This window comes from Nocardia wallacei (assembly GCF_029869545.1).
Taxonomy (GTDB): domain Bacteria; phylum Actinomycetota; class Actinomycetes; order Mycobacteriales; family Mycobacteriaceae; genus Nocardia; species Nocardia wallacei_A.
Genome location: NZ_JARWQD010000148.1, coordinates 25,612 through 45,812 on the forward strand (window position 1 = coordinate 25,612; position 20,201 = coordinate 45,812).

The window sequence follows — 20,201 nt, forward strand, 5'->3', positions numbered from 1 at the left end:
GGGTGCCAAGCCAATTCAACCTACCGTGAGCCCCATCACACCGCCACCCGAACCCGAACCACATGCCCAGATGCGCATATCCAGGTATAGGTATCAACCGCGCCACCCCGCTTTCCCGCACCCCCAGCGTGTTACCGCACCCCCGGCGAGGCCGTGTTCGGGGTGCGGGGACGTGGAGGGGGTGCGGGAAAGCGGGGGTTAGCGGTTGCGGCGGTCGCGCTTTTCGCGGACCCGGACCGAGATGCGCACCGGGGAGCCGTCGAAGCCGAATTCCTCGCGCAGGCGGCGTTCCAGGAAGCGGCGATAGCCCGCCTCGAGGAAGCCGGTGGTGAACAGCACGAAGGTCGGCGGGCGCGTGGTGGCCTGGGTGGCGAACAGCACGCGCGGCAGGCGGCCGCCGCGCATCGGCGGCGGCGTGGCCGCGATGACCTCCTTGAGCCAGGAGTTCAGGCGGCCGGTCGGGATCCGCTTGTCCCACGACTCCAGCGCGGTTTCCATTGCGGGAACGAGCTTCTGGACCGCGCGGCCGGTCTGGGCGGAGATGTTCACCCGCTGCGCCCAGGGCACCTGCACCATCTCGCGGTCGATCTCGCGCTCGAGCTGGTATCGGCGGTCCTCGTCGACCAGATCCCATTTGTTGTAGGCGATCACGAGGGCGCGACCGGAATCGGCGACCATGCTGATCACCCGCAGGTCCTGTTCGGTGATCGGCTGCGAGGCGTCGATCAGCATGATGGCGACCTCGGCCGCCTCGATGGCCGACTTGGTCCGCAGCGACGCGTAGAACTCGGTGCCGCTGGCATTGGCCACCTTTCGGCGCAAGCCCGCCGTATCGACGAAACGCCATGGCTTGCCGCCCAATTCGACCAGCGAGTCGACCGGGTCGACGGTGGTACCCGCCACGTCGTGTACCACGGACCGCTCATCGCCCGACAGCTTGTTCAACAGGCTGGACTTGCCGACGTTCGGCTTGCCCACCAGGGCGACGCGCCGCGGCCCGCCGATCCCGCCGCTGCCCTCCCGCGGCGTCTCCGGCAGCACCTCCAGCAGGTCGTCGAGCAGGTCACCGGTCCCCCGGCCGTGCGAGGCGGAGACCATCCGCGGCTCCCCCAGCCCGAGCGACCACAGCGTGGCCGCCTCGGCCTCCAGCTTCTCGCTGTCGACCTTGTTGGCGACCAGGATCACCGGAGTCTTGGAGCGGCGCAACACCTTCACGGCCGCCTCGTCGGTCGCGGTCGCACCCACGGTCGCGTCGACGACCAGCAGAATCGCGTCCGCGGTCCGCATCGCCAGCTCGGCCTGCCGGGCCACGGCCTGCTGCAACCCCTTGGCATCGGGCTCCCAGCCGCCGGTGTCCTGCACCAGGAACCGCCGCCCGGACCAGGACGCCTCGTAGGAGATGCGGTCGCGGGTCACGCCCGGCACGTCCTCCACCACGGCCTCGCGGCGGCCCAGAATGCGGTTCACCAGAGTGGATTTGCCGACGTTCGGCCGGCCGACGACGGCCACCGTCGGCATCGGAACGTGCTCGTGCGCCTCGACATCGCCCTCGAGATCGGCGATCTCCCACTCGGTTTCGTCGGCCCAGACCCCGTCATCGGCGAAGGTCTCCTGGGTCATTGCCGCCCTCCTGCCGAAACCTGCTGTGCCACAACCCGGTACAGCTCGTCGATGACCTGGTCCCGGGTCAGCTCGCTGGTGTCGACCAGCACCGCGTCCGGGGCGGGGCGCAGCGGCGAGACCGCGCGGGTGGAGTCCAGGTTGTCGCGGCGCTGCACATCGGCGAGCACCGCCTCGTAATCGTCGCCGCGCCCCTCGGCGATGTTCTGCTGATTACGTCGCCGGGCCCGAGCCTCGGCCGACGCCGTCAGATAGATCTTGGCGTCGGCATCGGGCAGCACGACCGTGCCGATATCGCGGCCCTCGACCACGATTCGCCCTGCGGCGACGGCGATTTCGCGCTGCAGCGCCACCAGCTGCTCCCGCACCTCGGGCACGGCCGACACCGCCGACACGGCCCGCGTGACGGTATTGCCGCGAATCTCCGCGGACACGTCCACACCGTCGAGTTCGATCACCTCATGGCTCGGATCGGTGCCGATGGTCAGCGGCAGATCCTTCACCGCGGTGGCCACCGCCGCCGCATCGGCCGTGTCGACGTCGACGCGCAGCACCCGCAGGGTCGCCACCCGGTACATCGCACCGGTGTCCAGGTAGCGCGCGCCCAGCCGGGTCGCGAGCCGGCGCGACACGCTCGACTTCCCGGTGCCCGACGGGCCGTCCATCGCGACGACCAGTGACGACGACCGGGACAGCTCCGTACCGTCCACGACGACCCCTCCTGCCTGCACACCGTTCACACCGACACCGCCTCTCACAACGACACCGCCTCGTAGAGCTTTCCGATTTCGTCGCGGCCCAGCACCCGCAGCGTGCCGGGTCGCTGGTCGCCGAGCGCGACCGGGCCGATATGGGTGCGGACCAGCGCGATCACGGGATGGTCCACCGCGGCCAGCAGCCGCCGCACGATGTGTTTGCGGCCCTCGTGCAGCACCACCTTCACCAGCGATTTGCCCTCGCCGACCTCGAGCACGGTGAACTTGTCCACCGTGGCCGGGCCGTCGTCGAGCTCCACGCCCGCGCGCAGCCGCTTGCCGACCTCGCGGTGGACCTCACCGTTCACGGTCGCCAGGTAGGTCTTGGCCACCTCGAAGGACGGATGCATCAGCCGGTGGGCGAGATCGCCGTCGTTGGTGAGCAGCAGCAGGCCCTCGGTCTCGGCGTCCAGGCGCCCGACGTGGAACAGCCGCTGCCCGGCCATCACCCGCTCGGCGACGATATCGCCCACGCACGGGCGGCCCATTTCGTCGGACATGGTCGACTGGAAACCCTTGGGCTTGTTCAGCGCCAGGTACACCTGTTCGTCGCGCACCACGATGCGCACGCCGTCGACGCGGACCACGGCGGTGTTCGGATCGATGCGCAGGCCCTGTTCGCGCACGATGGCGCCGTCGACCTCGACGCGGCCCTGATCGATCAGCTCCTCGGCGGCGCGGCGCGAGGCCACCCCGGCCTTGGCCAGCACCTTCTGCAGCCGCTCGCCCTCGCCCCACGGCAGTTTCTTCGGGCCGGTCTGCTCCGGTTCGGCGTTCTGATGGCGGGCCGGTTTGGCGAAGCTGAGCACGGTCGGCTGCTTCCGCTTCGGCTTCGGCTTCGGATTGCGGCTGGGCGCGGGCTTGGGCGTCAGCGGCCGCCCCCCACCGATGCCCGGTTTGCCTGCGAGAGAACGGCTTTCACCACGCCCGGGCAGTGCGTCGGGCGCCCGGCGCCCGCCCCGCCCCGCTGGAAATCCACGATCCGACAGGCCCCCACGTCCGGCCCCACCACGTCCGGAATCGAATCCTCCCCGACCGCCCGGTCCGGATCGGCCGCGCCCGGAGTCGAATTCGCGCCGGTCGCCGCGTCCCGCAGCGAAACCACCACGGCCGGAGTCGAATCCGCCGCGGCCACCTGAGGCCGGGCGGCCGCGGCCGGAGCCCGAGTCGCGCCGATCGCCCCACGTGCTCCCGCCCCGGCCCTGGAACCCGCCACGACCGGACTCGTAACCGCCACGGCCGGACGACGAACCACCGCGCCCGGAGTCGTTACCACCCCGCCCGGAGTCGTAGCGACCGCGCCCGCCCGCGGCCGACCGCCCGCGCTCGTTGTCGAATCCGCCGCGCTGGTTTCGGCCCGCGCCGCCGCGATCCTGCGAATACCCGCCCCTCCCCTGCGGTGCCGCGCCGCGACCCGAGGACCCGCCCCGGCCCTCGGAACCCCCGCCGCGACCGGCACCACCCCGCCCACCCTGGGTGCCGCGCTCTCGCGCCGATCCGCGGGGTGATTCCGCGCTGCGTTTTCTACGATCCGGTGTGCCATCTCGGCGAGCGGGTGTGTTCACGATGTCCTGTCAATCCTCGGAGCCGAGGTCGATATCTGCCTCGGCGGGTTTCCTCAGCCTGGTGTACCGCGGATCGGTCTCCAGGCTCTCGTTGATCTCATCGATCAGGTCGACGCCCGGCAGCAGGGGCGCCAGCGACGGCAGTTCCGCCAGCGACGCGAGCCCGATCCGTTCCAGGAACAGTTCGGTGGTGATGTACAGGGTGCCGTTGGTCTCCGGATCGGTTCCGGACTCGGCGATCAGCCCGCGCGCCACCAGGGTGCGGATCACGCCGTCCACATTCACACCGCGCACGGCGCTCACCCGTGCTCGCGTAACCGGTTGACGGTACGCGATCACCGCCAGAGTCTCCAAAGCGGCCCTGGTCAACTTGGATCGCGCGCCGTCGAGCAGCATGCGCTCGACGTACGGCGCGAAGTCGGTGCGGGTGTAGTACCGCCAGCCGTCGCCGACGAACCGCAGGTCGATCCCGCTGCCCCGCGCGGTCAACTCCGCCGACATCTCCCGCAGCGCCTGCTCGACGCGCTGCTCGCTGTCGTCCAGCGCCGAGGCCAGCAGTTCGACCGGCGCGGGCGCGTCCACGATCAGCAGCATCGCCTCCAGCGCGGCCCGGAATTCGGTGTCGTCGAGGCTGCCGGGCTCGGACGGCTCGTCCACGTCGTCGACGTCGCCGCGGGCGTCGCCTTCGGGAACAACGTCACCCGCATCGACCGTGGTATCGGCACCACCGACCCCACCGGCACCACCGACCTCGCTCGAGATCCCGGTGTCGGTGGTTTCGTGCTCACCGGCCGAATCCTGCACCTCGATATCCGCCCTCGTCACCCGTAGTCCTCGTCGATTGTGATCGTCTCCCTCGGTTCGTCGCCCTCGTCGCCGAGCCAGCTGACCGCCAGCGGGCCCAGGGGATCGGGCTGGTCGAATTCGATCGTCTTGCCCCGGTAGAGCTCGAGCAGCGCGAGAAAGCGGGCCACGATCTGAATCGGCACGTCGCAGTCGCCGCACAGCTCGCGGAACGTCGTCCAGCCGCCCGCCCCGCGGTTCTTCAGCATCTCCAGCACCAGCGCGGCCTGCTCGGCCACCGAGATGGCGTGCGAGTGCAGATGGTCGAGCCCCACCTTCGGCACCGGGCGTGGCCGGAACGCCGCCGCGGCGATCTCGGCGAAGCCGGCGGCGTCGACACCCAGCGTAACCTCCGGCAGCAGGTCGAGAAACCGCTCCTCCAGCGACACCGCCCGCGGATACCGCCGCAGCGCGGCCTGCTCGAGCTCGCCCAGCAGCTCGGCGACCTGCTTGAACGCCCGATACTGCAGCAGCCGCGCGAACAGCAGGTCGCGCGCCTCCAGCAGCGCCAGATCGTCCTCGTCGGTGACCTCCCCCGACGGCAGCAACCGCGCCGCCTTGAGATCCAGCAGCGTCGCGGCCACCACCAGGAATTCGGTGGTCTGGTCGAGGATCTTGTCCGCACGCAGCGTGGGATCGGCGTCCAGGCTCGCCGTCAGCGCCTTGGTGTAGGCGATGAATTCGTCGGTGACCTGATGCAGCGCCACCTCGGTGACGTCCAGGCGGCGCTGGCTGATCAGCTGCAGCAGCAGGTCGAACGGACCCTCGAAGTTGCTCAGCCGCAGGTGAAATACGTTCGATCTGTCCGGATTGTCCGCCACGGCAGCATCGTTCGCCGGGTCCGGTGCCGGACTCGGCGCGGCGGGAGTGGCGGGGTCGGTCGAATCCTGGGCGGCTGCGGTGGCTGGCTCCGTCACCGGCCCGACCGGTGGATGACTTCCCGTGCCATCGCCCGATACGCTTCCGCGCCAGCCGATTTCGGCGCCCAGGTGGTGATCGGCTCACCGGCGACACTGGCGTCCGGGAACCGCACGGTGCGGTTGATCACGGTGTGGTACACCAGGTCTCCGAACACCTCGACCACCCGGTTCATCACCTGCCGCGAGTGCAGCAAACGCGCATCGAACATGGTCACCACGATGCCCGACAGGCTCAGCCGGGGATTCAACCGGTCCCGCACCTTCTCCACGGTGTCGGTGAGCAGGGCCAGGCCGCGCAGCGAGAAGTATTCGCACTCCATCGGAATGATCACGCCGTCGGCGCAGGCCAGCGCGTTGACCGTGAGCAGGCCCAGCGACGGCTGGCAGTCGATGAGGATGTAGTCGTAGCTGCCCCGCAGCGAGGCCAGGGCGCGGCCCAGCGTCTGTTCCCGGCCGACCTCGTTGACCAGCTGGATCTCCGCCGCGGACAGGTCGATATTGCTGGGCAGCAGGTCCATGTTGTCGACCTTGGTCTTCAGCAGGACGTCGCTCGCGCTGGCCCGGCCGCCCACCAGCAGGTTGTGCACGGTGAGATCCAGGTCGTGGTGGGCCACGCCGAGACCGGCCGATAACGCCCCTTGCGGATCCAGGTCGACCAGCAGCACGCGGCGGCCGTATTCGGCCAGCGCGGCACCGAGATTGATGGTGGAGGTGGTCTTGCCGACGCCGCCCTTCTGGTTGCACATGGCGACGATCTGCGCCTCCCCTTCGGCGGGCGCCGGAGGAGGTTCCGGAATCTCGCGCAAGGGGCGTCCGGTCGGGCCGAGTTCCGTGCCGTCCGCCACGATGTCGTTCGCCTCCCATAGTGTGTGGGCCGCCTGCTCTGCCGGCGGGTTCGACCGGGTCTGTGAAAGCGGTTCTGCCGCAGCGCTCATCGGCGGCTCGGCCGCACCGGCTGTCGTCATATCCGCTGCTCCTTCAATTTTCCTAGCCAATGCCCCGCCGAGCACCGCGAGACAGTTCCCGCCCGGCGCTACCCAGGGTCGCACCAGGGACCCCATAGACGCTACCGCTTCGGAGCGCAAGACCTCCGTTCGGACACGCTCAGTGGATCATGTCCGCGGCGGTCCCGGATGTCGAGTGGATCGCGAGCAGGGCGCTGCCGTCAACAGTAGCCGCGGCGCCGGGCGGCACCGGCCGATTCCGGGGACGCTCCCCGAGGCGTGGGCCTCAGGCGGGTTCTTCCGGCGGAATGATCCAGGTGGGCACCTCGTCGTCGATGCCGGTGGTATCGGCGAGCGCCCGCTTCGGGAAGTCCGCAGGCACCGCGAAACCGGGCTTGCGCTGCGACCCGTCCGCGAGCAGCTCCCAGCGGAAGGCCAGGTCGTGCACGGCGACGGTCGCGAGATTGCGGGTGAACTCGCCGAGATCGCCGGATTCGCGGCGCGAGGTGCCGAGCAGCCGGAAGTCGGCCGGTGCCTGCGCCGCGGTCCGGGCCGCGTAGAGGCTCTCCTGCACGGCCAGCGCCAGCATCGGGTGATCGGCCAGCTCGATGAAGGTGTCGGCGCTGTCCGCGGCGGCCATGGTGGCCCGGTCGAACCGGACCCGGTTGCGGATGTTGAGGAACCAGAACTCGGCCTGCGGCAGGCCGGGCGGCACGCGGTCACCGATCGTCGCGGCGAACAGCGGAATCGGCGACTCGCTGAATCGCTGCTCGTACAGATGCTCGCGGACGCCCTCGGTGGCGATGCGCCGATAGGGTGCGAGCACCTCGGTATGCGCCGGATACTCGACGCGGATCTCCTTGGCGAAGCGCCCGCTCCCGCGGACGCGCTCGATGATCTCGAGCACCGCCGGACGATCCCCGGACACGGCCACGATGTGCGGCGAATTCACCACCGACAGCTTCACCCAGCCGAGGCTGCGCGCGACGAGCGATTCGCACTCGTCGATGTCGACGCCCAGCACGGCCATCGTGTAGCCGGGCGGCGCGTGCTCGGCGATGAGGTCGGCGCGCACCTTCGTCGCCACCAGCGCGTCGCGCACCGTGGCCATCCCGCAGACCGCCGCGGCGGCCAGTTCGCCCTGGCTGTGCCCGATGGTCGCGACCGGCTCCACCCCGGCGGCGAGCCACATCGCGGCCAGCCCCAGGGTGTGCACGAACAGCGCGGGCTGCACCACGCCGATGTCGTCGGTGTAGCTGTCGTCGTCGACCAGCAGGTAGTGCAGCGGCTCCGGCGCCGCGAGTTCCTCGCTCAGGATCGCCGCGCAGACGTCGGCCTGCGCGCGATAGGCGGGCGAGTGCTCATAGAACACCGCGCCCATCCCGGGTCGCTGGCTGCCCTGCCCGGGGAAGACGAAGCCGTGGCGCTGCGCGGTGGCGGGCCGGTCGCCGCGGACGACCGCCGGGTCGCCGTCCCCCGATACCACGGCGTCGAGCGCGCGCTGCAGATCGTCGCGACCGGACACCATGGCCAGCGCGCGCGTCGGCCGCACGGTGCGGGTGCGCAGCAGCGCCGCGGCGATCTCCTCCGCGCTCGTCTCGGGATGCCCGCCCAGGAATTCGCGCACCGCGGTGGCCTCACGCACCAGCAGTTCCGGCGTCTCGGCGGACAGCACGACGGGAATCCGCCCGTCCGGCAGCCTGTAGCTGGAAATGACTGGTCCTCCTGTGACGCGGTACAGCTGATCCGGTCAGACAATATGCCACACCGGACCGACCGGTCATCGGGCCGCGACGCCTACCGCGCCCGCGGATGTGCCGTCGCCCACACCTCGTGCAGTGTGTTCACCGTGACCAGCGTGTAGATCTGGGTGGTGGTGACCGACGCGTGCCCGAGCAGCTCCTGCACCACCCGGACGTCGGCGCCGCCGTCCAGCAGATGCGTCGCGAACGAATGGCGCAGCGTGTGCGGTGACACCGCCGACCCGATACCCGCGCGTTCGGCGGCGTCCTGCAGGACCTGCCAGGCGCTCTGGCGGGACAGGCGGCCGCCGCGCGCGTTGAGGAACAGTGCCGGATTTCCCTTGCCGCGCACCGCCAGTGCGGGACGGCCGCGGACCAGGTAGCCGTCCAGGGCGTCGAGGGCCGGGCGGCCGATCGGCACCATGCGCTGCTTGCCGCCCTTGCCGCGCAGCACCACCGCGCGGTCGGCGGCGTCGATGTCGTCGACGTCGAGGCCGACCACCTCCGAGATGCGCGCGCCGGTCGAGTACAGCAGCTCGAGCAGTGCGCGATCGCGCAGCCCGCGGGGCCCGCCGTCGGCCTGCCCGGCGCCCCCGGCCGCCTCCAGCAGTCGCGAAACCTGTTCGTAGGGAAGGGCTTTCGGCAACCGCCGCGCCGGGGCCGGGGGCTTGACCGCATGGGCGACATCGCCCGCGGTGATGCCCTCGGCCGCGGCGAACCGGTGCAGCCCGCGCACCGCGACCAGCCCCCGCGCGGCCGAACTGGCCGCCAGCGGCGGATACCCGTCCCCGCCCGCCCGCAGCGCCACCACGAAATCGGCGATATCGCCCTCGGTGACGGCGTCCAGCCCGCCGATCCCCCGCTGCGACAGGAATTCCCGATACCGGTCCAGATCGCGCCGGTAAGCACTGGAGGTGTTGCGCGCCGCGCCCCGCTCGACCGTCAGATGGTCGAGATACGCCTCGATCTCCCGCTGCAACACCCGCCGCTCCCTACCGCCGAACCCCGCGCCCGGGCCGAACACCACGGCTCGGCGCAGCCGACCGCCACAGCTCGGGCGGCAGGGTCTCGGCATTCACGGCTCACATAATGTCAGCCCCGCCCCACACCACGCAGAACGAAACGCAACACCCCCGCAGGACGGGAAGCCTCACAGGCTCAACGCCGCCCGCAGCCGCGTATCCAAGGCATCCATCTCGTCCGCGCTCAACTCCCCCGCCAACTCCGCCAGCCACACCCGGTACACCCGGTGGAACTCGAGCGCATCGGCCCAGCCGTGACACGTGTGAATCGTCAGCACGTGCCCCGGGTCCACGTCGGCGATCGGGACCACGTGCAGCCAGCGGTAGGGCGAGACGATCACCGCGGGGTCCGACACCAGGACGACGGTGGTGCGCCGCGGTGCCGGGGTGCCGTCGGGCAGGACCGGGGCGTACTGCCAGACCTCGCCGCGTCTCATGCGTCGTGCGCCGCAGCCGATTCGGCCTCGCGCGCGCAGGGTGCCACCGGTGGATTCAGGATGACCGTCACCGGGCTCACCTTGCGCATACCCTCATGCATACCAGAGCGGCGCGGCACCAGGAACCCGGCGGCAACCGCGCACGCGAAGGATTCGGATTGCATGAGTCGCACGCGTTCTCGCGCCCGCGGTGTCCACCGACCGGTCCCGTTATTCCGCGCCGTCCGCCGTGGCCGCGCGAGCCTTGCGCCTCAGGAACGCCGTCGGCATGCCGGGCCACGCCGCGTCGGCCGGGCGCGGGGCGATCCCCCGGCTGTGCGCGGTGGCCAGCGCCAGCACGCCCGCCACGGCGGTGGCGTTGACGATCTCACCCGCCAGGGCGGCGCGGACGGCGTCGTCGAGCGGCATGCGCACGATCTCGAGGTCCGCCTCCTCCAATTCCGGTTCGGGGCGGTCGGTTTCGTGCAATCCGGTGGCCAGATAGATGCGCAGCGACTCGTCGGTGAAGCCGGGAGACAGGGCGACGTCGACCAGCACCGCCCACTCCGAGGCGGCCAGCCCGGTCTCCTCCGCGAGCTCGCGGCGGGCCGCGGCGAGCGGATCCTCGCCCGGCTGGTCGAGCAGGCCCGCGGGCAGTTCCAGCAACCGGCGGCCGAGCGGATGCCGGTACTGGTTGATCAGCACGATATTCCCGTCGTCGTCGAGCGCGGCGACCGCGACCGCACCGTGGTGCTCGATCACCTCGCGCTCGGCCACCCGCCCGCCGGGCATCGCCACCTGATCCAGCCGCAGCGCCAGGATCGCACCCGAGTACACGGTGCTGCTGGAGACCGTCTCGAAATCGTGCGACCCGGGGGCGCTCACTGCGCGACCCGCTCCCCTTCGCCGAGGGTCACCTCGCCCTCGATATCGACCGGAAGCCGTTCGGCCGCCTTGTATTTCAGCGCCGCGTTGATCAGCCCGGCGAACAGCGGATGCGGCCGGGTGGGCCTGCTCTTGAGCTCCGGATGTGCCTGGGTGGCAACGAAGTACGGGTGCTGGTCGGCGGGCAGCTCGACGAATTCGACCAGATGCCCGTCCGGGGAGGTGCCGCTGAACCGCAGCCCGCTCTGCGCGATCTTGTCGCGGTAGGCGTTGTTCACCTCGTAGCGGTGCCGGTGGCGCTCGGACACCTCGGTGGCGGCGTAGGCCTGCGCGACCACCGAATCCGGCTGCAGCACGGCCGGATAGGCGCCCAGGCGCATGGTGCCGCCCAGGTCGGCCTCACCGGCCACCGCTTCCTTCTGGTCGGCCATGGTCGAGATCACCGGATGCTCGGTGTCGGGCTCGAATTCGGCCGAGTTGGCGTCCTCGAGGCCGACCGAGCGGGCCGCCTCGATCACCACGCACTGCAGGCCCAGGCACAGTCCCAGCAGCGGGATGCCGCGGGTGCGCGCGTAGCGGATCGCCCCGACCTTGCCCTCGATGCCGCGGATGCCGAATCCGCCCGGGATGAGGACCGCGTCGGCGTCGTGCAGATGGTGCTGGGCACCGGCGGGGGTCTCGCACTCGTCGGACTGCACCCAGCGAATGTTGACCTTCGCGCGCGCCGCGAACCCGCCCGCGCGCAGCGCCTCGGTCACCGACAGGTAGGCGTCGGGCAGGTCGACGTACTTCCCGACCAGTGCGACGGTCACGTGTTCGCGCGGGTTGTGCACCCGATCGAGCAGGTCGCCCCACACTGTCCAGTCCACGTCGCGGAACGGCAGGCCCAGCTTGCGCACCACATAGGCGTCCAGGCCCTCGCGGTGCAGCACCCGCGGGATGTCGTAGATCGAGGGCGCGTCCGGGGTGGAGATGCAGGCGTCGACGTCGACGTCGCACATCAGCGCGATCTTGTTCTTCAGCGGCTGCGGCACGTCGCGGTCGCAGCGCAGGATCAGCGCGTCGGGCTGGATGCCGATATTGCGCAGCGCCGCCACCGAGTGCTGGGTCGGCTTGGTCTTCAGCTCGCCCGACGGCGCCAGGTACGGCACCAGCGTGACGTGCAGGAAGAAGACGTTCTCGCGGCCGACCTCGTGGCGGATCTGCCGGGCGGCCTCGAGGAACGGCTGCGATTCGATGTCACCGACGGTGCCGCCGATCTCGGTGATGACCACATCCGGCACGTGGCCGTACATGTCGGGGCCCGCGGTGGCCAGGATGCGGCGCTTGATCTCGTCGGTGATGTGCGGGATCACCTGCACGGTGTCGCCGAGATATTCGCCGCGGCGTTCCTTGGCGATCACCGACGAGTAGACCTGCCCAGTCGTCACGTTCGCATCGCCCGACAGGTTCCGGTCCAGGAAGCGCTCGTAGTGGCCGACGTCCAGGTCGGTTTCGGCGCCGTCCTCGGTCACGAACACCTCGCCGTGCTGGAAGGGGTTCATGGTGCCGGGATCGACATTGAGATAGGGATCGAGCTTCTGCATCGTGACGCGCAGTCCGCGCGCGGTGAGCAGCTGGCCGAGGCTGGAGGCAGTCAGTCCCTTCCCCAGGGAGGAGGCGACACCACCGCTGACAAAGATGAGTTTGGTGGCCGTCTGATTAGGAGAGAGCGCCGGAATCCGTGATTGACCCACGGGACTTCACGTTAACACGAAAATCGGCCACGAATCGACGCCACGCGCGGTAGCCACACGATGGCTGGAACTTATTTCGTCTCATCAGCCCCATCCGCCGCTGACTGCACACCCGCCCCTGGCTCCCCACGTCATCGCGGCATGGCGGCCACGGTCAGCGAGTTCGCCTTGGCGCCGGTCCCGTATCGCCCGGTGACGCCGTTGAGTTGCTCGCTCAACCCCAGAGCCGTTGTGATCCGCCCGATCTCGTGATCGACATTGTCGACGGTGGTCACCGCGGACCCGAGCTGGGAGTCCCCGCGCACGACCGCGATCGGCCCGGAGCCCTCCGCGGCCCCGGATCGCCCGGCGAGCACCACCGCCGCGCTGCGCCCCTTCAGTCCCCCGGCGAACCGCCCGATGATGGAGCCTTCGTTGTCCTGGTCGGCCTTCGCCCCGGCGCCGGTGACGACGACCGCCAGCTGGGCGGGGTGCACGGTGTCGGCGTTCAGGAATCCCCCGCCGCGCAGCGTATCCAGGATCAGCCCGCGTTCCTGCTCGGTGGCCCGCGGCTGGCCGTTGCCGGGATCGGTGAGCAGCGCCAGGCCCAGCAGGTCGCCCGCGAGACCGCCCTGGTCGACCGCGCCGGTCTGCAGCTGCGCCCCGGCGGGGATCATGTTGGTGACCGCGGTGCGCAGCCGGTCCCCCTGCCCGGAGTCCACGAAAGCCGGTGACAGCGCGACCTTTCCTGCCACGGTGGCGCCCGCGGCCAGCAGCGACTTGGTGACCGCGTCGACATCGCCGCCGTCGGCGTCGGGAGTGGTGAACACCACCACGCTGCGATCGGCCAGCGTGCCCCCGAGCAGCCGGCCCGACGACCGGGCGAGAAAGGCGTCGGCCGCGTTCAGCTGCGCGGTCAGTTCGGCGTTCTCCTCGCTGCGCTCGCCGTCGCCGCCGCGGTCCGCGCGCGGCGCGCCCCCGCCGAGCACCTGCCCGCCCAGCACCAGCCCGATCGCCAGGGCGAGGAAGATCGCCGCGATCGAGATGGCGTGCTGGCGTAACGAAATCACTGTTCCCCCTTATTGTTTCCCGTGGAGTAAGCCCCGCGCCCAGGACTCGGTGTGCTGCCAGGTGTCGCGCACCCAGTCCAGCACCTCGCCGCCCATGTGCTGCGAGGCCAGCAGCGCCACGATCAGCGCGACGAGCGCGGCCAGCACCACCAGCGCGGCGGCCCAGCCGGAGGTGCGCTGCCGGTACAGCGTGGCGACGGCCTTGGCGTCCATCAGCTTCGATCCGGTCTTGAGCCGGGTGAGGAAGGTCGCCGGATTCGATTCGCGCCTGCTGCGATCGAAGAAGTCGTCGAGCGAGGCGGCGGCGCCGCAGGTGACGATCAGCGCGGCACCGTGGTGATCGGCCAGCAGCAGGGCCAGATCCGTCGCCGATCCCGACGACGGGAAGGTGGTGGCGCCGATGCCCAGATCCTGGATGCGCTCGAGCCCCTTGGCGTGGCCGTCGGTATCGGCGGGCAGGATCACCTCGGCGCCGCATTTCAGGGCGGTCGCGGTGATCTCCTCCGGGTCGCCGACGATCAGATCGGGCCGATATCCGCTGCGTATCAACGCATCCGCGCCGCGCCCGACCCCGACCAGGATCGGCGCGTATTCCTTGACGAAGGGCTTGAGCGACTTCAGGTCCTCGCGGTGGTCGGGCCCGTCGGCGACCACCACCACGTGCCGCTTACGCATGGACACGGCCAGTTCCGGCACCCCGAGACCGTCGATCAGCAGGGCACTTTCGGTGCGGATGAACTCGATCGTGTTGCCCGCGAACGCCTCCAGGTGATCGGCCAGGCCGTTGCGGGCCTCGATCATGCGCTCGGCGATGGTGGCCTCGCCGAGTTCGATGGCCTCCACCAGGACCTCCGGCGCCTTCTTGGTGACGCGGTCGGCGTAGACGACGCCCTCGTCGATGCGGACCTTGACGCCGTCCTTGATCTTGGTGAAGACATCGGACGACACCGCGTCCAGCAGCAGGATTCCGTTGGCCACCAGCACTTCCGGGCCGAGGTTCGGATACCGCCCGGAGATCGACGGGGAGGCGTTGACCACCGCTCCCACGCCCGCCTCGACGAGCCGGTCGGCGGTGAGCCGATCCAGATCCATCTCGTCGAGCACCACGACGTCGCCCGGTCCGACACGCTTGAGCAGACGCCGGGTGTTGCGGTCGACCCGGGCTATCCCGGACAGGCCGGGCAGCGTTTCGGTGCTTTTCGACAGCAGCGCCAGCATCTTCATGAGGTCCGATGATGATCGGAAACCCTCAACCTTTGGTGGAGGCGCGCCGAGTTCCCCTACCAGATTCGTCACAGTGATGCGAGGGACCCGTCCGGAGGTCACCGAACCGCGACCGATATGTCCGGGACCGATATGCTCGCGGCGCACCGCTTTCGAAGGAGATTGAGATGGCCAGTACCACGGTCGACACCGTCATTCCGGCGCCGCGCGATGTCGTGTACAAGCTGTTCACCGAGCGCGACAGCCTCAACAAGTACCTGCCGATCAACTTCACCCTGAAGCAGCCCGGCTCGCCCGAGCGCACCGGTGTCGGCGCGCGGTACCTGGTCGGCGTCGCGGGCGTGGGCGTCACGGAGGAGACCACCGCCCTCGTCCCCGGCGAGCGCATGGAGTACAAGATCGTCGCCGGTGCCCCGGTCCGCAGCCACACCGGCACCATTACCTTCGCCGACGCCCCCGGCGGCACCCTGGTCACCTACCGCATGGACTCCGACCCGAAGCTGCCCGTCCCCGCCAAGCTCACCGAGCTGGCCCTCAAGGGCCTGATCAATCCCTTCCTCAGCGCCGCCAAGAAGGCCGTGGCCCGGTAACCCGCGGCTCGCTCAGCTCGCCGCCGAGGTGGCGCTGTCCTTCTCGGCGCGGGCGGTCTCCAGCAGTTCCTCGGCGTGCGCGCGGCCGGTCTCGGTGTCGTCCAGACCGGCCAGCATGCGGGCCAGTTCCTTGACGCGCTCGTCGGTGGCCAGGGCGTGCACGCCGCTGTTGACGCCCTTGCCGTCGTCGACCTTGTCCACCACCAGGTGGGTGTCGGCGAAGGCGGCCACCTGCGGCAGGTGGGTCACCACGATCACCTGGTGGGTGCGGGCCAGCCGGGCCAGGCGGCGCCCGATCTCGACCGCGGCGCGGCCGCCGACACCCGCGTCCACCTCGTCGAACACCATGGTCGTGCCGTGTTCGGAGCTGGCCAGCACCACCTCCAGCGCGAGCATCACGCGCGACAGCTCGCCGCCGGAGGCGCTCTTGCTCAACGGCAGCGACTGGGCGCCCGAATGCGCGGCGAGCCGGAACTCCACCTCGTCCACACCGGTGGATCCGGCGTGTAATTCCTTGCCGTCCACGGTGATCGGGGCCGAATCCCCGGCGGCCGCCGGGATCGGGCGCACCGCGACCTCGAGCTTCGCGCGGCCCATGGCCAGGCCCGACAGCTCGGCGCTCACCGCGGCGGCCAGCTTCTTGGCGGCCTTGGTGCGCGCGGCGGTCAGCTTCCGCGCCGTCTCGCGGACCTGCTCGGCACCGGCCTCGACCTCCCGGCGCAGGGCGTCGAGCGCCTCGTCGGAGACGTCGAGGGAATCCAGGCGGCCGCGCGCCTCGTCGGCCCAGGCGATCACGCCGTCGATATCGGGCGCGTATTTCCTTGTCAGCGTCTTCAATTCGGCCTGCCGGTTCAGCAGCGAATCCAGCGCGCTGGGATCCGACGGCAGGTCCGACAGGTAGGTGCTCAGCTCGGTGGTCAGGTCGACCACCACCGAGATCGCCTCGCCCAGCCGCGGCGACAGGTCCGCCAGCGCGCGATCCTCGGCCGAGTCCAGCCGGGCCCGCGCGGTGCCGAGCAGATCCAGCGCGCCCGCGCCCTCGCCGGGCGCATCGGCCGGACCGGCGAGCGCGTCGTGTGCGGCGGTCGCCGCCTCGCGCAGCGAATCCAGGTCCGACAGCCGGCGCACCTCCGCGACGATGCGCTCGTCCTCGCCGGGTTCCGGTGCGATGGCGTCGATTTCGTCCAGTGAGTACTTCAGCCGGTCCGCCTCCAGCGCCAGTTCGCGGCCGCGGGCCAGGCGCTCGGCCAGCTCGTCGCGGGCCTGCAGCCAGGTGCGGCGGGCCAGCTGGTATTTGCGCAGCAGCCCGTCGATCGGGCCACCGGCGAACTGGTCCAGCGCCCGCAGCTGCTGCTCCGGCCGCTGCAACCGCAGCTGGTCGTTCTGCCCGTGCACGGTGAGCAGCGGCGCGGTGAAATCGCCGAGCACGGCCGCGGGCACGCCGCGCCCGCCCAGGTGCGCGCGCGAGCGCCCGTCGCTGCCGACGGTGCGCACGGCGATGACGCTGCCGTCGTCATCGCGCTGTGCCCCAGCCGATTCCAGCACCTTCGCGACCTCGTCGCGGGCGCCGTCGTGCACGTCCTCGACGGTGAAGCGGCCCTCCACCACCGCGCGGGCGGCCCCCTGCCGCACGCGCCCGGCGTCCGCGCGCGCACCGCCGAGCAGGTGCAGGCTCGTCACCACCATCGTCTTACCGGCGCCGGTCTCGCCGGTCAGGCAGGTCAGCCCCTCGTGAAAGTGCGCCGTGGCGGTGGAAATGACGCCGAGGCCATCGATCCTGATCTCTGTCAGCACTAGTGCTCTCCGTTCGGCGGACGACCTCGCCAGCCTGTCACGGGCAGCTGGAACTTGCGCACCATCCGATCGGCGAACGGCGCGGAATCCAGCCGCACCCAGCGCACCGGCTCGCTCCCGCGGACCGCCTCGAACCGGGCGCCCTTCGGCAACGCGAGCGTGCGGCGGCCGTCCAGGAAAATTATCGCATCATGGCCCGTCGCAACGGTTTCCACCGCGATCCGCGAATCCGGGCTGGTCACCAGCGGGCGCGCGAACAGGGCGTGGGCGTTGCTCGGGATCACCAGCAGCGCCTCCAGTTCCGGCCACACCACCGGGCCGCCCGCGGAGAACGCGTACGCGGTGGAACCGGTCGGCGTCGCGATCAGCACGCCGTCGCAGCCGAATTGGGAGACGGGGCGGCCGTCGACCTCCAGCACCACCTCCAGCACGCCCATGCGGGCGGCGTTCTCGATGCTGGCCTCGTTGAGGGCCCATCCGCGTTCCACGACTACATCATCGACGCGGACACTGACATCTATCGTCATCCGCTGCTCGATGCGGTAGTCGCCGTGCACCACCTGGGCCAGCGCGTCGTCGAGATGTTCGGCCTCGGCCTCGGTGAGGAATCCGATGCGGCCCAGGTTGATTCCCAAGACCGGCACCCGCGCCGACCGCGCCATATCGGCCGCGCGCAGGAACGTACCGTCGCCGCCGAGCGCCAGCACCATCTCGCACCCCACGGCGGCGTCGGGCCCGTGGTCGACCGCCTGCACCGGATAACCGTCCGGCTCGCCCGTGTCGTCGCAGTCCAGCCGGGTGCTGTAGGCCTCGTCGGCCAGCACGCGCAGGCCGATCCCGGCATCCTCGAAGATCTTCGCCACCCGGTGCGCGGTCTCGGTCAGTTCCGGGCGGCCGGGGTGCGCGACGAGCAGGATCTCCCGTTTCACTGTGGTCCCTCCTCGACCGCCCGCCGCACCAGCGCCGCGATCTCACTCGCCGCGGCTTCGTCGGTCCCGGCGGGCCCGTCCGGCTCCTTGCGCAGCCACAGGAAGTATTCGACATTCCCGGACGGGCCGGGCAGCGGGCTGGCCGTCACGCCCCGCGTCCGCAGCCCCAGCGCCGCCGCCGCGGCCGCCACCTCGCGCACCGCCTCGGCGCGCAGGGCCGGATCCCGCACCACACCACCGGAGCCTACCCGCTGCTTACCCACCTCGAACTGGGGTTTCACCATCGGCAGCAGGTCGGCGCCCGGCGCGCAGCACTGCGCCAGCGCGGGCAGCACCAGGCCGAGGGAGATGAACGACAGATCCGCGACCACCAGGTCGACGGTTCCGCCGATCGCCTCGGGTGTCAATGCCCGGACGTTGGTGCGGTCGTGCACGCGCACCCGCTCGTCGCTGCGCAGCCGCCAGACCAGCTGCCCGTAGCCGACATCCGCCGCCACCACCTCGCGGGCGCCCCGCGACAGCAGCACATCGGTGAAGCCGCCGGTCGAGGCCCCCGCGTCCAGGCAGCGCCGACCGGCGACGGCGACGCCCCGCGGCTCGAACACCTCCAGCGCGCCCAGCAGTTTGTGCGCGCCGCGCGAGGCCCACTGCACCTCGTCGGGCTCCTCGCGCACCAGCAGCGGGGTGCCGAGCTCCACCGCCGTCGCCGGCTTCGACGCGACCGTACCGTTGATCAGGACGCGGCCCGCGCCGATCAGCTCGACCGCGTGTTCCCGCGACCGCGCCAATCCGCGGCGAACCAGTTCGGCGTCCACCCGCGCGCGCCTGGCCAACTCAGATCTTGTCCACCGTCGCCAGGGCCTGGACCAGCACCTCGTGCGCCTGCTCCAGGATGCGGGCGCGCCGGGTGATATCGGTCCCGGCGGCGGCCGAGGCGGCCTCGGCGGGTGCCTCGCCGTGCAGCTCCGCCGCGAGCGAACCGCGCGCTCCCGCAGTCAGTTCCGACAGCAGGGCGTCGATCTCCGTGCGCACCTGCTCCGGATCGGCGAACTCGGCCGGATTCGCGCCCGCCAGGTGCTGGCCGGGCAGCGGAACCCCCGGGTGGGGCCCGCTGGAACCGGATTCGGGCGGACGAGGCATCGGCGTAGTCATGGTGCCGACAACGCTACCGGAGTTCGGAATCGAACACACGTACCTACCGGCCCACGAGGCGAACTCCCCGCGATCAGCCCGCGGCCCAGCCGCTGTCGACCGGGACGATGGCGCCGTTGACGAACGAGGCGGCGTCGGAGGCCAGGAAGACGGCCACCGCCGCGATCTGCTCCGGCTGGGCGATGGTGTGGTTGAGGGCGAGGACGGGCTGCAGCCGCGCCACGCCCCGCTGATCGAACCCGGCGACCTGCTCCGCCACGCCCGTCAGGGTGGCGCCGGGCAGGACGGCGTTGCAGCGAATCCCCTTGTCGGCGTAGGACCAGGCGACATTGCGGGTCAGGCCGACCACGCCGTGCTTGGACGCGGTGTAGGCGGCACCGGCCGCGCCGCCGCGGATCCCCGCCTCGGAGGCGGTGTTCACGATCGCGCCGCTGCCGCGCTCCAGCATGTGGGGCAGTACCTCGTGGGTGACCAGGAAGGTACCGGTCAAATTGACGCCGAGCACCCGATTCCATTCCGCGACGGTCATATCCGCGGGCAGCGCCATGGAGTCGAGGATGCCCGCGTTGTTGCACAACACGTCGATGCCCCCGAAGACCTCGAGCGCGCGGCGCACCATCCGCTCGACCGCACCGGGATCGGAGATGTCGACATCCACCGCGATCGCGGCGTCGCCGATCTCCGCGGCGGTCTTCTCCGCGGCCTCGAGATTGATATCGGCCGCGACGACCCGCGTCCCGGACTGCGCGAAGGCGAGCGCCATGGCGCGACCGATGCCGGATCCGGCGCCGGTCACCAGGCTCACCCGCTCGTGGCGCTCGTTGCTGTCGGGCATCGGGGCTCCTTCCTGCGTTGGTGCTGGGCACCGGATATGGGCGGCGGACGGCCGCCGGCGACCAGTCGCTCGACGGCGGACCATCCACAACCGGACACCGTTGTCCGGTTAGAATCTACACCACACTCCGCGACTCGATGTCACTCGCGGGCGGCGATCGGCCGCTGGATAAGGTAGCGC

19 protein-coding genes are annotated in these 20,201 nt (G+C 70.8%); 1 reads left to right on the forward strand and 18 read right to left on the reverse strand.

The genetic code is table 11. The features are described from left to right. Positions 1 to 198: 198 nt before the first annotated feature. The 13 genes from der to steA all read right to left on the reverse strand — a co-directional run bounded on the left by der (position 199) and on the right by steA (position 14,721). On the reverse strand, positions 199 to 1,620 hold the full coding sequence (der, locus tag QH290_RS11960) for a ribosome biogenesis GTPase Der (RefSeq protein ID WP_280268877.1): 1,422 nt from the start codon (positions 1,618 to 1,620) through the stop codon (positions 199 to 201). Next, positions 1,617 to 2,285, reverse strand: coding sequence for a (d)CMP kinase (gene cmk, locus QH290_RS11965; RefSeq protein ID WP_280382883.1), 669 nt, complete (start codon positions 2,283 to 2,285; stop codon positions 1,617 to 1,619). The genes der and cmk overlap by 4 nt, the downstream gene beginning before the upstream one ends. A gap of 89 nt (positions 2,286 to 2,374) precedes the next feature. Further along, positions 2,375 to 3,364, reverse strand: coding sequence for a pseudouridine synthase (locus tag QH290_RS11970; protein WP_280382884.1), 990 nt, complete (start codon positions 3,362 to 3,364; stop codon positions 2,375 to 2,377). Positions 3,365 to 3,949: 585 nt separating this feature from the next. Next, the gene (scpB, locus tag QH290_RS11975) at positions 3,950 to 4,597 is read right to left on the reverse strand and encodes an SMC-Scp complex subunit ScpB (protein WP_280268895.1); all 648 of its coding nucleotides are present in this window, start codon (positions 4,595 to 4,597) and stop codon (positions 3,950 to 3,952) included. Positions 4,598 to 4,761: 164 nt separating this feature from the next. Continuing rightward, on the reverse strand, positions 4,762 to 5,700 hold the full coding sequence (locus QH290_RS11980) for a segregation and condensation protein A (protein WP_425303588.1): 939 nt from the start codon (positions 5,698 to 5,700) through the stop codon (positions 4,762 to 4,764). Next, complete coding sequence (locus QH290_RS11985; RefSeq protein WP_280268876.1) at positions 5,697 to 6,668, reverse strand: ParA family protein; 972 nt, start codon at positions 6,666 to 6,668, stop codon at positions 5,697 to 5,699. The genes QH290_RS11980 and QH290_RS11985 overlap by 4 nt, the downstream gene beginning before the upstream one ends. 265 nt (positions 6,669 to 6,933) lie before the next feature. Then, positions 6,934 to 8,322: an acyltransferase domain-containing protein gene (locus QH290_RS11990; protein WP_280382873.1), complete on the reverse strand. Its 1,389-nt coding sequence runs from the start codon at positions 8,320 to 8,322 to the stop codon at positions 6,934 to 6,936. 122 nt (positions 8,323 to 8,444) lie between these two features. After that, positions 8,445 to 9,371 carry a site-specific tyrosine recombinase XerD gene (xerD, locus tag QH290_RS11995; RefSeq protein WP_280268874.1) on the reverse strand — a complete coding sequence of 309 codons (927 nt, stop codon included), beginning with the start codon at positions 9,369 to 9,371 and terminating at the stop codon, positions 8,445 to 8,447. A 168-nt stretch (positions 9,372 to 9,539) separates the two neighbouring features. Further along, on the reverse strand, positions 9,540 to 9,848 hold the full coding sequence (locus tag QH290_RS12000; RefSeq protein WP_280268873.1) for a hypothetical protein: 309 nt from the start codon (positions 9,846 to 9,848) through the stop codon (positions 9,540 to 9,542). A 210-nt stretch (positions 9,849 to 10,058) separates the two neighbouring features. Beyond that, positions 10,059 to 10,712: an NUDIX hydrolase gene (locus tag QH290_RS12005; protein WP_280268872.1), complete on the reverse strand. Its 654-nt coding sequence runs from the start codon at positions 10,710 to 10,712 to the stop codon at positions 10,059 to 10,061. Next, positions 10,709 to 12,448: a CTP synthase gene (locus QH290_RS12010; RefSeq protein WP_280268871.1), complete on the reverse strand. Its 1,740-nt coding sequence runs from the start codon at positions 12,446 to 12,448 to the stop codon at positions 10,709 to 10,711. Before QH290_RS12010 ends, QH290_RS12005 begins: the two co-directional genes overlap by 4 nt. 131 nt (positions 12,449 to 12,579) lie before the next feature. Beyond that, positions 12,580 to 13,497, reverse strand: coding sequence for a copper transporter (locus tag QH290_RS12015; protein WP_280268870.1), 918 nt, complete (start codon positions 13,495 to 13,497; stop codon positions 12,580 to 12,582). Between the two features lie 9 nt (positions 13,498 to 13,506). After that, the gene (gene steA / locus QH290_RS12020; protein ID WP_280268869.1) at positions 13,507 to 14,721 is read right to left on the reverse strand and encodes a putative cytokinetic ring protein SteA; all 1,215 of its coding nucleotides are present in this window, start codon (positions 14,719 to 14,721) and stop codon (positions 13,507 to 13,509) included. A gap of 167 nt (positions 14,722 to 14,888) precedes the next feature. Between steA and QH290_RS12025 the strand changes: the two genes are divergently transcribed. Continuing rightward, positions 14,889 to 15,311, forward strand: coding sequence for an SRPBCC family protein (locus QH290_RS12025; RefSeq protein WP_280382874.1), 423 nt, complete (start codon positions 14,889 to 14,891; stop codon positions 15,309 to 15,311). Between the two features lie 12 nt (positions 15,312 to 15,323). On the opposite strand, the gene recN is transcribed toward QH290_RS12025, so the two are convergent. From recN to QH290_RS12050, 5 genes are all read right to left on the reverse strand, one after another. Further along, positions 15,324 to 17,105, reverse strand: a complete 1,782-nt coding sequence (gene recN / locus QH290_RS12030) for a DNA repair protein RecN (RefSeq protein WP_280268867.1) — start codon at positions 17,103 to 17,105, stop codon at positions 15,324 to 15,326. After that, entirely contained in the window at positions 17,105 to 18,034 is a 930-nt protein-coding gene (locus tag QH290_RS12035) for an NAD kinase (protein ID WP_280268866.1), read from the reverse strand. The genes recN and QH290_RS12035 overlap by 1 nt, the downstream gene beginning before the upstream one ends. After that, positions 18,031 to 18,867: a TlyA family RNA methyltransferase gene (locus QH290_RS12040; protein ID WP_280268865.1), complete on the reverse strand. Its 837-nt coding sequence runs from the start codon at positions 18,865 to 18,867 to the stop codon at positions 18,031 to 18,033. Before QH290_RS12040 ends, QH290_RS12035 begins: the two co-directional genes overlap by 4 nt. Before the next feature lies 1 nt (position 18,868). Then, entirely contained in the window at positions 18,869 to 19,186 is a 318-nt protein-coding gene (locus QH290_RS12045; RefSeq protein ID WP_280382875.1) for a hypothetical protein, read from the reverse strand. Positions 19,187 to 19,259: 73 nt separating this feature from the next. Next, the gene (locus QH290_RS12050) at positions 19,260 to 20,021 is read right to left on the reverse strand and encodes an SDR family NAD(P)-dependent oxidoreductase (protein WP_280268863.1); all 762 of its coding nucleotides are present in this window, start codon (positions 20,019 to 20,021) and stop codon (positions 19,260 to 19,262) included. Positions 20,022 to 20,201 lie beyond the last annotated feature (180 nt).